The following is a 13183-nucleotide window of genomic DNA, read 5'->3' as shown; positions in this document are numbered from 1 at the left end:
TTGGTGCGTGACCCCGGTCTTGCCGCCAATCCCCCCACGGTTCGCCGGTGGAAACCACCCACGAAGAGCAACCACCAACGCCCCCGGCCCACCTCGACCACATGACCGGGCAACTGGCGGGGGCGACACTGCACGGCCCCTCCCCACCCGAACGACATGGGTGCGGCCCGCCGCGGGGGTACAGCGGTCCGCCGGTGGAAACCACCCACCGGACAGCAACCACGAACGCCCCCGGCCCACCTCAACCACATGACCGAGCAACTGAGGAAACCACCCACCGGACAGCAACCACCAACGCCCCCGGCCCACCTTGACTGCATGACCGGGTGACTCCACCAACGTCCCCGGCCCACCCCGACCACATGACCGACCAACTGACGGGGACGACACTGCACGGCCCCTCCCCACCCGAACGAGACAAGACCGCCCGCCGCGGGGGTACAGCAGTCCGCCGGAGGAAACCACCCACGGACAGCAACCACCAACGCCCCCGGCCCACGCTCACCACAAGACCGAGCAACTGACGCCCCCGGCCCACGCTCACCACATGACCGAGCAACTCCCCTACCGCCCGAACAGCCGCGCCAAGTGCAGGTCCAGCAGGCTCAGCGCCCGCTCCGGCGTGTGCACCTCCAGCAGTGTGTACGCCGTCAGCCCGTCCACCAGGCTGATCAGCAGCATCGCCTCGTCGTCCGGGTCACGGTCCGCCGCCACCTCGCCCCGTTCCATCGCCCGTCGCAGCAGGCCTGCGAAGAACTCCGCCAGCTTGGGGATGCCCTCCCGCGCCTCCGCCCGCAGGCGCTCGTCATGCACGGCGCGAGCAAAATACGCCGCTCCCACCAGCGTCCCCACCCGGCTCTTCTCGTCCAGCGGCAGCATCCCCGCCAGGCACTCGCGCAGCACCGTCCGCGGCGGAGGCTCCTCGTCCAGGTCCGCCACGACCGCGTCGATGCGCTCCCGGATCCGCCGGTCGGCAAGCACATTGATGTGCCGCAGCGCGAAGAGCAGCATCTCGTCCTTGGTACGGAAGTAGTGCTGCAGCCTGCCGAGCGAGATGTCCGCCTCCGCCGCCACATCCCGCAGGCTCACCCCGTCCAGCCCCCGCGTGCTCGCGATACGCCAGAGCGCCTCGGCGATCTCCAGACGTCTGGCCTCATGGTCCACCTTCTTCGGCACCGGCAGCCTCACTCCCTTTTACAAGTCACTTGTACCGTTGTAACGTATCGCCATCCAATACAGTTGACTTGAAAAGCGGTGACGCCCCCATGTCCCTCCACGCCGCCCCGCACCTGCGGCCGCCCCGTCACCGGGTCGACCCCCGAGCCCGGCGCTGGTGGACCGTCCAGGCGCTCCTCTCCGTGAGCGGGCCGATGCTGCTGACGGCCCTCACGCTCGCTCTGCTCTCCGCTCTCTTCTTCGCCGGCGCACTCCCCTGGCTCGCCCCCCTCCTGCTGGTCACACTCGTCGCGCCGGCACTCGGCTATCTGGTCCTCATGCCGCGCCGCCGGTACGCGGTGCACGCCTGGGAGCTCGGCACCCACTCCGTCTACGCGGCCGACGGCTGGTTCTGGCAGCAGCGCAGGATCGCTCCGCTCTCCCGGGTGCAGACCGTGGACACGCTCCGCGGCCCGGTCCAGCGGCGGTACGGGCTCGCGACGCTCACCGTCACCACCGCCTCCACCGCGGGCAACATCAAGATCGCGGGGCTGTCCGACGCCGATGCCGAGGAGCTGGCCCGGCGTATCGGGGAGGCCGCCCAGGCCGTGCCGGGAGACGCGGCATGACCACTCCCACCAGGGTTGCCGCCGCCTGGCACCGGCCCGCGCCGCGCACCCTTCTTGTGCACTGCGGCTGGCTGGCCCCGCCGCTCGGCTCGCTCGCGCTGACCGCGCTCGCCACCGGCGGCCGGATCCCGGCGAGCGGCTGGATCACCCTCGCCGCTGTCGCCGTCCCGTTCACCGTCATCACCGTCGTCGGCCTGATCCGCTGGTCCCGTACGCACTATCAGGTCACCGCCGACTCCTTCGCGCTACGGAGCGGGGTACTGAACAGGCGGCTGCGCACCGTCCCGTTGCAACGCATCCGCAGCGTTGATCTGACCGCCACGCCGCTCCACCGGCTGCTCGGTCTCACGGTCGTCCGGGCAGGCGCCACCACCTCGGGCGACGGCCGCGGCGAGATCGCGCTCGACGCGTTGACGGTCCGCGACGCGCACCGGCTGCGTACCGCCCTGCTCGCGCGCGCCGACGTTCGCGCGCTCGCCGATGACCCGGTGCTCGCCCGGATCGACCGGCGCTGGCTGCGCTATGCGCCGTTCACCTTCTGGGTGATCGGTGGTGTGGGCATCGCCTTCGGCACCGTCTACCGCGTCTTCGACGGCATGGGCATCGAGCTGTGGCGGGTGGGCTTCATCCAGGACGCGTTCACGGAGTTCGGCAACAGCGCGCTGTGGCTGACGGCCCCGGCCGCCCTGTTCGCCGTGATCGCCCTTGGTTCGATCGGCGCGCTCGCGCTCTATGTCGAGAACTGGTGGGGATTCTCCGCCGTATGGACCGATGCGCGCACCCTGACCGTACGGCGCGGACTGCTGACCACCCGGGCGGTGACCGTCGAGCGGGCCCGGCTCCACGGCGTACTGCTCCGTGAGCCGCTGCTGCTGCGGGCCGCCGGCGGGGCGACCGCCATGGTGGTCGCCGGCGGGCTCGGCGACCGGGAGGAGACCCGAAAGCGCAGCGCCCTCCTCCCGCCCGCACCGCGCGACGAGGCGCTGCGCGTCACCGCGGGCGCGCTCCGTGCGGCCCGACACCCTTTCGAGTACGTGCCGTTGACCGCGCATCCACGGGTGGCTCTACGACGCCGGATGATGCGCGGCCTCCTCTTCCTCGTACTCCCGGTGACGGCCACGCTGCTCGTTCTCGGGGCGCTGCTGACGACTGTCCTGCTGCACTGCGCATGGATCTTCGCGCTGGTCGCGACGCCGGTGGTGTGGCTGCTCGCCCGGGACGCGTACCGCAGTCTGGGCCATGCACTGAACGGCCCTCATCTCCTCGTCCGGGCAGGCACGTTCAGCCGCGACACTCTCGCTCTGGAACGTGACGCGATCGCGGCGTGGACCATCTCCAGCTCGCCCTTCGCCCGGCGGGCCGGGCTCGTCACGCTCACCGCGGCGGTGGCCGCGGGCGAACACGGTTACCGAGTACGGGACTTCGCCGCAGACGAGGCGCCCGCCTTCGCGGCGACAGCGGCGCCGGGGATTCTGGACGAGTTTCTGCAAAAGCCGTAACGGCCGAGTCCAGTCTCCCCACGGTTAACTCAACTCCCATAGCCTTCCGTCGATTTGATCGAACCGATGCAATCGACCTGAAGGCAGGGAACCCATGGGGAAGCTCTCACGCGCGGCCGCGACGACCACGGTCGCGGCCGGGCTGCTCGCCGTCGCACTCGCCCCGGCGGAGGCGTCCACGCCCCGGTCGGCGGACCCGGGGCAGCTGCCCTACTCCTCCGCCACCTGGGTCGGCGTGCACAACGCGTACGAGAAGGCGAAGTACCCGTACTTCGCGGATGCGCTCGACTCCGGCGCCGGGATGCTCGAACTCGATGTGTGGACCAATGTGTTCGGCAGATCGTGGCGGGTTTCGCACAGCAACCCCATAGGCAACAACAACAACTGCGTGAACGCGGCGACCGCGGCGGAGCTGCGCACCAAGGCCAGGAATCAGGACCTCGGCGGCTGTCTCTCGGACATGAAGGCGTGGCACAACGCCCACCCCGGCCATCGTCCGATTCTGATCAAGATCGAGATGAAGGACGGCTTCCAGAACAACAACGGCCGCGGCCCCGCGGCGCTCGACGCGCTGCTCTCCGCGCGGCTCGGTGACGCCCTGTTCCGCCCGGCCGACCTGGCGGGCGGCCACCCGGAGCTCGACACAGCGGTACGGACGGACGGCTGGCCCGCGCGCTCGGCGCTCGCCGGCAAGTTCGTCATCGAGCTCATCCCGGGCACGGTCGAGGAGGGCAACCCCGCCGACTCGCTGTGGACCGACCGCGAGTACGCCACCCATCTGCGGGATCTCGCGGCTGCGGGCCGGCTGCGCGAGGCGGCCGCGTTCCCGGCGGTCCACGGCGCGGCCGCCGGCGACCCCCGCACCCGGTACACCGACGCCGGCATCCGCCCCTGGTTCGTCCTCTTCGACGGGGACGCCGGTACGTATGCGGGCGGCTCGGTCGACACCGCCTGGTACGACCGGAACCACTACCTGGTCGTCATGACGTCCGCGCACAGTGTCGCGCCCGCGATCGACGACACGAATCCGACCGAGACGCAGGCCCGGGACCGCGTCGGGCTGCTGGCAGGCCGCCATGCGAGCGTGGTCTCGGCCGACTGGTATCCGCTGCCGTCGGTGCTCGCCACGGTGGTTCCGCGGGGCGGCGGCCAGTAACCGGGGGTTACCCACATCACAGCAGATGGGGGCGGCGCGACGGAACAGCCAGTGATGGTTTACCGTTCATCTACATGTGGGTGTGGATGGGACAGTGTCCCCGGGCCTCACCATTTGCTCGCAGGGACGATCGTTCGGCTGAAGCCCTGTGAAGCGTTTCGCCGAGAGGCGACCGCCATGCACACCCACTCCCGGGCTGCCCCGGCCGGAGACCCCCGCTCCGGCTGGGGCTTCTCCTTGCGCGACCGGGCCCGCCGACTGCGAGGCGCATGGCCGAGGCCGCACCACGCGGACGGGCCGTATTACGGTCTGGGTATGACAACTGTCGCGTCCGGCTCAGGAGTAGGGCCGCTGCTGCGCGGCTGGCGCGAGCGGCGCCGGGTCAGCCAGCTGGAGCTGGCCCTGCGCGCCGACTCCTCGGCCCGCCACATCAGCTTCATCGAGACGGGCCGCTCCCGCCCGAGCGAGGACATGATCCTGCGCCTCGCGGAGCACCTCGAGGTCCCCGTACGGGAGTGCAATGCGCTGCTGCTGGCGGCCGGTTACGCGCCGCGGTACGCCGAGACACCCCTCGACGATCCGGCGATGGGGTCGCTGCGCGAGGGCATGGAGCGGCTGCTGCACGGCTACGAGCCGTATCCGGCGGTCATCGTCGACGGCACGTACACCGTGGTCGCCGCGAACCGCGGTATCGCGATCTTGCTGGAGGGCCTGCCTGAGCATCTGCTGACGCCGCCTCTCAATGCCATGCGGATCACGCTGCACCCCGAGGGACTGGCCCCGCGGATCCGCAATCTGCGGGAGTGGCGCGGTCATCTGCTGGCCCAGATGGAACGCCAGATCGCCCTGGCCCGCTCCGAGCCGTTGCGCAAGCTGTACGACGAGGTCGCCGCGTATCCGCTCGCGGAGACCGGCGGCGGCCTCGGCGACGTGGCGGAGCCGGCGCCGCACCCGCACTTCGCACTTCCGCTGCAGATCGAGCACGAGGGCCGGGTGCTGTCCTTCGTGTCGTCCATCTCCACCTTCAACACGCCGATGGATGTGACCGTCGCCGAGCTCGCCATCGAGACGTTCCTCCCGGCCGACCCGGCGACGGTCAAGTACCTGCAGTCGCTCACGCCGTAGTGGTGGCGCGCAGCGCGGACCACTGCAGCGCGGCGAAACCGGCGACGGCGATCGCCTGCATGGGGATCCAGACGGCACCGGCGGTGGTCGGCTCGAACCAGAGCGCGAGGGCGGCGACGCTGAGTACGGCCCACAGCAGATTGGCGTCGATGACGAACGTCACGGGCAACCGCGGCGGCTGTCGGCGCGAAGCGAGAGCGCCGACGCCGGCGGCGAACAGAGTGAGGAAGACGCCCAGTTCGAGAAGAAGGGCGGATTCGACCCCGAGCAGCCGGCCGAGGGGCCCGGAGGCCGCGCCGTAGGCCAGTCCGTTGACACCGGTGACGGCAGCGTCGAGAGCGAGAAATCGGCGCAGCATCGCCTGCGGCTCGGTGGTGCGGGAGATACCGGCGAGCAGAGTGGCGGACATGGCGGATCAGCCTCCATCGAGGTCGTACGGGCCGGTCGGGGGCCCGGAACTCCGACGGAGTGCGCCGCCCGAGTTCCGGTACCGCAAGACTGCCGGGCAGCGCGGGGGCGGTCGATTACGCGAGAGGTAATGGCGGGGCTGCCCTCCGAGGCGCCTTTGCCCAGGTCACCGAAATGGGTGGAACGGCGAAACGGGTAGGGGGAGCCACAGAGGGAGCCACGAGCGGTGATTCCGACTCGTGACGTCGTCAGGCCGCTGGCTCTCATGCCTTGAAGATGTCTTCCATGGCTTCGGCGCCGCTGGTGATGACGGGTCGGATTTGCTTGCGGTACACACGCTCGGTCGTTGCGGTGCCGCTGTGGCCCACAACCCGAGCGATGACCTCGATCGGGATGCCGTGATCGGACATCAGTGAGACGAAGCTGGTTCGCAGCTCTCGCGTCGTCCACTGCTTTGGCGCTTCGACCCCCGCTTCCTTAAGGAGGGCCCGGAAGTTGGTCGACACGCTCTTTGAGGACCGCAGCTGGCCTTCGTCGTTGGGGAAGACGAGGCAGTCGGGCGTCCAGGCGACGCCTGCCGCCTCGCAGGCTTCCTGCTGACGCTTGCGGTGGGCGTCCATGACGACGGCAGCTTGCTTCGGCATGGCCAGCGAGCGTCGGCTCTTCTTGGTCTTCGTGTCGCCCCTCTTGCGTACGGATCGCCAGACGTCCACGTGCGGCCTGATGTCGTGCCCGGTCTCGGTGTGAACATGCGCCCAGGTGAGAGGGCGTTCCTCCTCCGTGCGCATTCCGACAAGAAGGGCCAGCACCACATAGGCGTGAATCCACGTGCCCGGCCGTGCCTTGAGCACCTTCTGCGCCTGCTCCAGGGTCCGGTACGAGCTCGACGGTTGAAGTCGGGCAGAGCGAGGGTCCCGACCACTGTGGTCGAGGTTCCGGCCAAGCCCCGTACGGTTTCATCAGCAGTCTCGTCCGCAGCCGTTCAGCTTGCTGGCGCGCAGTGCGCTGGCCCAAGACTTGGACAGCTTCGAACTATGACGAACAGGGACGTGCAGAGTTGGAAAGCGTGTTGGGTACGTCGTACTTGGACCAACTTCTGACTGGGACGCTCCGCCTGTGATCAGCTTGCGGAGTGGAAGCCATCATCGCCAGTGCCATAGCCGTCTTGGGGACCTTGCTCGGATCAGGCATCACCCTAGCTTTCCAGCAGCGCACCACGGAGAAGGGCCACCAGTTCGCCCGTGACGAGCGCCTTCGACAGGAGCGACTCGACGCGTACTCCATCTATGCCGGCGCCCTGGTCAACTACCGCCGCTGCCTGGTGCATCTATGGTTCTGCCTGCACGAGCAGCCACCCCCCGAGGATGCAGATGAGGTACGGATCCGTGCTTTCGATCTCCGCGCTAGCGCACAAGAGGCACTGTTCAGGGCGCAGATGCTCACAGACGACGTAGCTTTGAGCCGGGCCGCGGAGGAAGTGCTCGCGAGGATCACGGCGCTGTACAAGGTCGACACGAGGACCGAAGTCGACGAGCGCAGAAGAGACACCCGCGACGGAATCCACCAGCTCGTCATGACTGCCAAGCGTCACCTTTGAGATGCTGGTGAGCGGCAGTGCAACGTGGTGACACCACACGGCCGACATCCATCGGTGACATCAACGGCGTTGGACTACAACGCACCTAGACGACCCGAGATGTACGGGCCAATCTCACGCCGCTGTGACGCCAGACAGCACTGATCGAACTCCTAAGGCGGTAGTCGGGATGGGCATAGGCACGACGGCCAACGGTCTGATAGCTGGCATCATGGCTACATGGCGGGCGAGCAACTACCCACAGGGTGGACCCTTGAGGAGATCCGCAACGTCTCCGGGGACCAGGACGCCATCCCTCTCGAAACTGATCACACAGTGACGTGGCAGGGCTGGCCGGCGGACAACGAGACTGTCCAGCCCGAGATCGTGTTGGGGTTTCACAGCCTGTGTCTGGTGAAGCCGGTCAACGACGATGAGTGGTACATGGGCAGCCTGAACGACGACGGCAGCATCGACTGCTGGAGCGCCTACGGCGACCTCCGCCAGGCACTTCGAGGCCTGTAGGTGTCAAGGGCATGCGCACCAGATACACACCAGAACGAGCGGTGAACGGCGGTCAAGGACGTTCGGGCCAACCAGCCTTGCCCCCTCGTGTGGTCGGCGTACACCCAGATCAGGCTAGGCATGTCACCTAGACGATCAGTGATTCCCAAGCTCAGCGGCCAGAGAGGGGGTGACTGTCAGGATTCGTAGGGCTCGATACCCTTTCCTTGTAGCGCCACCAGCTGTCGTTCACTCAGTGCCTGCCCCGCTCTGCACCACGTCGGCGATCTGCTCCGCGATCTCATCTATGGAGTAGTCAGCGGTGCTCATCGCAACCTTGTCAGCAAGTGAAGGGCTGTACCGTCTGACACCGTCAGCGCTCAGGTTGTGCCAGATTGGGAGGAGGGACTGTTCTCCGGCAACATTGCGGGTTACTAGCCCATCAAGTTCGTGGTTCGTCCAGCCCTTAGCGAAAAAGGATTCCGACAGGACGACGACGCCGTAGCGGCTAGCTCTGATTCCCTCATCGATCTTGCGGCGGAGGCTATGCCCGATCCGCATCTGCGCCTCATCGAGCCAAACAGTCACGCCCAGCCGAGTCAACGCGTCCCGGAGCGGACGAGCGACAGCAGTTTTGTCCTCGGAGGCATGGGATATGAAGATGTCCCAGGTCTTTCCTCCAAGTACGTCGCCAGCAGGTTCCTCCGGCTCGTGAAGCGCGACGGTCCTCGCGGGATTGGTCCTCCTCCTCGCTTCGACAATGTAGCCCAATTCGGCATTCTCCTTCCAAGTGATCATCTCGTGCTTTCGCTTTAACACATGAACGGTCGCTCGAGTCGTCTCAATAACGGCTCCAAGTGCTGCAGTACCGCCTGCAGCAGCCCAATGGCCGCCAAAAACTCCGGCAGCGACCACTGCACTGACGCCAAGCAGTGTCTTTGAGTTTGCGAATGCATCAATGGCGCCACTAACAGTCTCAAATCCGTGCGCCTTTCGGGCGGCATCGTAGTCCTCCAGTTTAATACTGACGTAGTCTTGAATGTATGCTGGAGATTTACCTCTCAGGTCCTCGTCAAACAACAAGCGCATTCTGCGAAGTTGACTCACGGATCTTCGGTCGCGGCGAAATTCTGCAATCTGCTCCCAGGGTGCGTTGGCTGTATCCACTACCCGCATGTCGATCAACTTGATCTCCACGACCGCCGCTAGGTTCACTGACGTGATGTCAGGAGGTGTGTCGCCTCCATCGATATAATACTGGGGGTCGAGAAGTCGAGGGTATTCAGGCTGGATATCCGAAAACATGGGGACACTGGCAATATCAAGCCTTGACAAGGCGGCGTGGGCGGCCACCACATAGTCGTCAGCTACCCAAGCTGTTTCATCTTCATACCCTGATGACGGCCCCATTATTGTTTGTGCGAATGAATCCCATTCATTGCCCGCTGGCCCGATGTACTCGTTCGCGAGCTGCCGATATGTGGGCATTAGGCGTTGAAAGTCAAACCGTAAATCGGCGGGAACCTCTTGATAATCCGCGCAGGGTAGTACGTGGTCGAAATACAGTGCCGCTTGTTTGGCATTGTTCCATGTAACTGCCACGGCTTCGCGCGGGTCTGCCACAGGTGTCCACCTCATTCACTTCAAGTACACGTCTAAAAGACTCCCGGCGGGTGCTGTGGCCACTACTCTGACATCCAGATGGCCGGGTGCCGCACGCTGCCACCCGGACAGCGGGTGGACCTCAAGTGGGAGGTCCCTGGCTTCAAACAAGATGGGTACGCCTACCCGGGGGGTGTGCATTGTGCCTCGGCCCGTCTGAAGCGATGGTCGCTCGCGGTGCTGTACAGCAAGCACAGCAACCGACCATGACCCACAACAGCTCTGAGGAGTCGAACGACGGCCTCCATAACCCCCGTTGACAGATCTCCGTAGAGCTACGGATCAGAAGGTTGTCGCACGGGAGTCGATCCGGTCATGCCGGATCGACTCCCGCTGGCCTCTCGGCGGTTACCGGCCAGGCTTCCAATCCACGTCGAGGATGGCCGCGCATAGCAGCGATAATCATCGTGATAGCAAGGGCACCGCCCACCCAGTTCTTCGGATTGCCTGCCGAGGAGTGAACCCGGGAAGACCGATCCATAGATGATGGCTGCGTAGGCCGCCGGCATCGCCATGCTGACGACACGCTTCTTGGCCGCGATGAAGAACAGCGGCGGTGCAAGAAGGCCAGCCGACAGCACAACCACCACGACCCAGATGACCTTGTGCTGCGTATTCGCGTACCTGGGCCCGAATGGGCGCGTTGATGTGCGAGCTGCTCATGACCCTCCCTGCTCCAACTGGGCACCCTAGTGTGACTCAGACCACACATCGGTGCGGGTGATTCGAAGGATCCGTGTCCCCCAGCCGGTCGCCGCCGTCTCGGCTTCCTTCTCATTCATGGCCGTTCACTGCTGTTCAGACGAGACCCAGAGCCCGCTCCTACCCACAGACCAGCCGTCCATGAACGCGGGCGAACGACCCCCGGAATCGACCCAGCACCCCACCAACACAGTTGGAAAGCGTGTGGGGGCAACTCCTCACGAGTTGGAGTCTCATGTCCTCCGCCAGCGCCTCGCCGGGCACGATGTCGAAGGGCCTCACAGTTCGCGATGGGGCCCTTCTATGCGTCTCCACCTGCGTCGTCCTGACGGGTCAGCCCTGGGGAGTGGATCAAGAAAGCCGTCCGGATCGCCACCCATGGGAACCAACTCGCACCAACGCCCTGACCTGCACAGGAGTCAAGTGGTCCTGGCCAGCGATCTTTCCGCACATTATTCGGGACGAAGAGGTCGCGGGTTCAATTCCCACCGCCTCACAGCAATCTCACCGTTCGGTGCACACCAGCTCGGCCAGTCCGCACACGAACTCATGCTGGCGTCGGCGGTCCGAGTGCTGATAGATCAGCCCGGCCTTCTCCGACGACTGGTCGGCACGCACTATCGTTCTTGAGGCTCCAGGGGAACCGCCGTCTCATTTTCAGTCTCGTTCATCGCCGTACACGCTTGTCCAGGCGCGTTCAGGCATGACCGGTACACGAGGTACCCGTACGGGAATGAACGCCGGTGAATGCCCTCGGATCACGCTCTGACCAGCGCGTACAGACCTGCAAAGCGAGTACGCCGGGGAGCCAAGAGGGGAGCCACACACCGCGACACTCAGCGGTCCACCACGGACGTTGAAAGCCCGTCACCAAGCACCCCCACTGGCATGCAAGGCTGCGAAGTTGACCGTCTCCACTATTGATCAAGGCTCGGTATTACGCGAGAGGTAATGCCCCCGTGCGGGCGCGCTCGGGAGGCGTGTTCAGGCGTCGCTTCAAGCGATGGGCCGGTGGTCAGGAAACCACCTCTTGGCGTATTCGACGGCGTCGACGAACTGCACGAGTCTGCATGTGGCCGCGCCCACGCTGCTGCTGCGCACGGCACCGGGGATCTCCGCGCGTTCGAACTGTTCTCCCAGTGCGCCGAAGTCGCTGTCGTCCAAGGCGACATCGTCGTACGCCCACCACTGACGTTGGCCGTCCACGCGGATCACACACCGGTAGGTGCGGCGCGGGGGAGAAGTGACGCGGTACTCACCGAGATGGAAGGCGGTGCACCGGTCAAATCCAACGCCCATCAGCAGGATTTCCGCCCTCATTTCGTACAGTCGGGCGAGTGGCGAATCCTCTCCCAGATGGCAGTCGGGGCGATGATCGGCGATGACGTCCTCAGCCTTGGGCCCCAGCGCGGCGAATGAGGTTTGTGGGTGTGCACTGCGCAAGGAGTCCGGGTGCCGTCGGACCGTCTCGGCAAGGATCCCCATTCCTGTTGACGGTGTACTCGCCGGATCGAAGGGCGGCAGGCTGTCCCGCACGGCCGCCCGGGCTTCTTCGCTGAGTCCACGGACGCGTTCCAAGTGGGCACTCGACGAATCAGAGTTGTCGGATGTGAACGTCGGAACCACAACCGTGCCGTCAGGCCCGAGCACGCGGCGCAGCGCGCGGAGAACCGTTGCCGGACCACCGTTCACTCTTCCGACGGCGCTCAGGGCTGCGTGGACCATCAGGGTGCCGCCACGCTGGACCCCCAGTTCGTTCAGCTGATGAGCGAGCTGGGACTCAGAGACTTGGGTGCTGGTAGAGGTTGTGGGCAACGCTCCTCATTCCCGCCGCTCCGGTACCGCGTGGGGCGGCTGCTGGTCGATGCTGACACGCAGTGTACGGAGGGAAACAGCCCGGAGCCGCCCACCGCGGGCGTCGGCACCTTACGTTGGGTATGCTCTTTCGCCCTCCCCGTCACCCGGGGCCATGAACCTATCCACTTGCGGACGCGCTGCGCAGCTCCGTCTCTGCACCGCGCAGGCAGTGCAGCGTGCGCTCATGACGGTCCCCAACGGCGTCGGTGACCCTCACTCGGAGCTCGATGTCCCCTATCTCCCTGGTGGCCTTCTCCGAGAAGCGTCCGATGTACACGGAACCCAGCACAGCGCCTTGCCCAATGGTGTTGAGATCGAAGTCCGTGCCGATCTGGAGGCCATGGTTCTCAAGAAGCTGAACAGCCGTGTAGTGGCCCACCCATTGACTCTGTGTTGCGTTTCGGTAGCCCAACCGGTAGTGAACTTCATTGACCGCCACGTTGTGTGTGCCGCCATTGGCCATCTCGACGTACCAGATATGACGGCTGGTCATCCCGTAGTCGTTCTCCCTGGGTGTCGCGCTCCACCCGATCAATGGGCGCACTGCACGGGCGTATTGAGCACGGGCGAAAGTGAGACCCATTGCCACAGCCAATAAGTTCGCGGCAGATTGGCGATCCAGGATCGTGAAGTCCCAGACCCCCGATCCCCTCGAGCTCGTCAAATTTGTACGGACGATCTCCCACATCATGATCACGGAGAGCGCACACACGAGAATCATTGGATACCAGAACGTCACCAGACTTGTACCGATCTTGCGAGTTTGATCCTGTGGCTGCACAGTGAGGCCCCTCCCCCAGCCAACCGCCGCTGCGGCTCCAGCATGCGACTGGCCGCATCCGCTGCCAAGGGCGCGCGCTGGTGCGGCGGGGCTCAGATCGGGCGCGCGCTCCTGGTTTCCTGACCGGGT

Annotated in this window: 12 protein-coding genes and 1 pseudogene; 7 read left to right on the top strand and 6 right to left on the bottom strand. The window is 65.7% G+C overall.

Annotated features, from left to right (window positions below; all coding sequences use genetic code 11):
* Positions 1-564: 564 nt before the first annotated feature.
* The gene (locus tag OG735_RS34175; protein WP_327327009.1) at positions 565-1176 is read right to left on the bottom strand and encodes a TetR/AcrR family transcriptional regulator; all 612 of its coding nucleotides are present in this window, start codon (positions 1174-1176) and stop codon (positions 565-567) included.
* A gap of 89 nt (positions 1177-1265) precedes the next feature.
* Between OG735_RS34175 and OG735_RS34170 the strand changes: the two genes are divergently transcribed.
* From OG735_RS34170 to OG735_RS34155, 4 genes are all read left to right on the top strand, one after another.
* Positions 1266-1784: a PH domain-containing protein gene (locus OG735_RS34170; protein WP_327327008.1), complete on the top strand. Its 519-nt coding sequence runs from the start codon at positions 1266-1268 to the stop codon at positions 1782-1784.
* Positions 1781-3283, top strand: a complete 1503-nt coding sequence (locus OG735_RS34165) for a PH domain-containing protein (protein ID WP_327327007.1) — start codon at positions 1781-1783, stop codon at positions 3281-3283. The genes OG735_RS34170 and OG735_RS34165 overlap by 4 nt, the downstream gene beginning before the upstream one ends.
* A gap of 94 nt (positions 3284-3377) precedes the next feature.
* Positions 3378-4439, top strand: coding sequence for a phosphatidylinositol-specific phospholipase C domain-containing protein (locus tag OG735_RS34160; protein ID WP_327327006.1), 1062 nt, complete (start codon positions 3378-3380; stop codon positions 4437-4439).
* 315 nt (positions 4440-4754) lie between these two features.
* Entirely contained in the window at positions 4755-5564 is an 810-nt protein-coding gene (locus OG735_RS34155) for a helix-turn-helix domain-containing protein (protein ID WP_327327005.1), read from the top strand.
* Here the strand turns inward: OG735_RS34155 and OG735_RS34150 are convergent.
* Positions 5554-5973 carry a hypothetical protein gene (locus tag OG735_RS34150; protein WP_327327004.1) on the bottom strand — a complete coding sequence of 140 codons (420 nt, stop codon included), beginning with the start codon at positions 5971-5973 and terminating at the stop codon, positions 5554-5556. The genes OG735_RS34155 and OG735_RS34150 overlap by 11 nt on opposite strands.
* A 262-nt stretch (positions 5974-6235) precedes the next feature.
* Entirely contained in the window at positions 6236-6823 is a 588-nt protein-coding gene (locus tag OG735_RS34145) for a tyrosine-type recombinase/integrase (RefSeq protein WP_327327003.1), read from the bottom strand.
* A 281-nt stretch (positions 6824-7104) separates the two neighbouring features.
* On the opposite strand from OG735_RS34145, the gene OG735_RS34140 reads away from it, so the two are divergent.
* Both OG735_RS34140 and OG735_RS34135 read left to right on the top strand, forming a co-directional pair.
* On the top strand, positions 7105-7569 hold the full coding sequence (locus tag OG735_RS34140) for a hypothetical protein (protein WP_327327002.1): 465 nt from the start codon (positions 7105-7107) through the stop codon (positions 7567-7569).
* Between the two features lie 219 nt (positions 7570-7788).
* A complete protein-coding gene (locus OG735_RS34135) occupies positions 7789-8073 on the top strand; it encodes a hypothetical protein (RefSeq protein WP_327327001.1) in 285 nt (94 codons plus the stop codon).
* Between the two features lie 228 nt (positions 8074-8301).
* Here the strand turns inward: OG735_RS34135 and OG735_RS34130 are convergent, their stop codons facing one another.
* The gene (locus OG735_RS34130; RefSeq protein WP_327327000.1) at positions 8302-9675 is read right to left on the bottom strand and encodes a toll/interleukin-1 receptor domain-containing protein; all 1374 of its coding nucleotides are present in this window, start codon (positions 9673-9675) and stop codon (positions 8302-8304) included.
* A gap of 36 nt (positions 9676-9711) precedes the next feature.
* Between OG735_RS34130 and OG735_RS34125 the strand changes: the two are divergent.
* Positions 9712-9874: pseudogene (locus tag OG735_RS34125) on the top strand (cold shock domain-containing protein); the annotation flags it as partial.
* Positions 9875-11412: 1538 nt separating this feature from the next.
* Here the strand turns inward: OG735_RS34125 and OG735_RS34120 are convergent.
* Both OG735_RS34120 and OG735_RS34115 read right to left on the bottom strand, forming a co-directional pair.
* Positions 11413-12141 carry an aminoglycoside N(3)-acetyltransferase gene (locus OG735_RS34120; RefSeq protein ID WP_327328549.1) on the bottom strand — a complete coding sequence of 243 codons (729 nt, stop codon included), beginning with the start codon at positions 12139-12141 and terminating at the stop codon, positions 11413-11415.
* A 250-nt stretch (positions 12142-12391) separates the two neighbouring features.
* Positions 12392-13054 carry a hypothetical protein gene (locus tag OG735_RS34115; protein WP_327326999.1) on the bottom strand — a complete coding sequence of 221 codons (663 nt, stop codon included), beginning with the start codon at positions 13052-13054 and terminating at the stop codon, positions 12392-12394.
* Positions 13055-13183 lie beyond the last annotated feature (129 nt).

The organism is Streptomyces sp. NBC_01210 (assembly GCF_036010325.1).
GTDB lineage: Bacteria > Actinomycetota > Actinomycetes > Streptomycetales > Streptomycetaceae > Streptomyces.
This window is presented reverse-complemented; position numbering and strand designations above follow the sequence as displayed.

Excerpts from the sequence above, each read along its gene's own strand:
- OG735_RS34170 (WP_327327008.1), top strand. The coding sequence starts at position 1,266 with ATGTCCCTCCACGCCGCCCCGCACCTGCGGCCGCCCCGTCACCGGGTC.
- OG735_RS34165 (WP_327327007.1), top strand. The coding sequence starts at position 1,781 with ATGACCACTCCCACCAGGGTTGCCGCCGCCTGGCACCGGCCCGCGCCG.
- OG735_RS34160 (WP_327327006.1), top strand. The coding sequence starts at position 3,378 with ATGGGGAAGCTCTCACGCGCGGCCGCGACGACCACGGTCGCGGCCGGG.
- OG735_RS34155 (WP_327327005.1), top strand. The coding sequence starts at position 4,755 with ATGACAACTGTCGCGTCCGGCTCAGGAGTAGGGCCGCTGCTGCGCGGC.
- OG735_RS34150 (WP_327327004.1), bottom strand. The coding sequence starts at position 5,973 with ATGTCCGCCACTCTGCTCGCCGGTATCTCCCGCACCACCGAGCCGCAG.
- OG735_RS34135 (WP_327327001.1), top strand. The coding sequence starts at position 7,789 with ATGGCGGGCGAGCAACTACCCACAGGGTGGACCCTTGAGGAGATCCGC.
- OG735_RS34120 (WP_327328549.1), bottom strand. The coding sequence starts at position 12,141 with ATGGTCCACGCAGCCCTGAGCGCCGTCGGAAGAGTGAACGGTGGTCCG.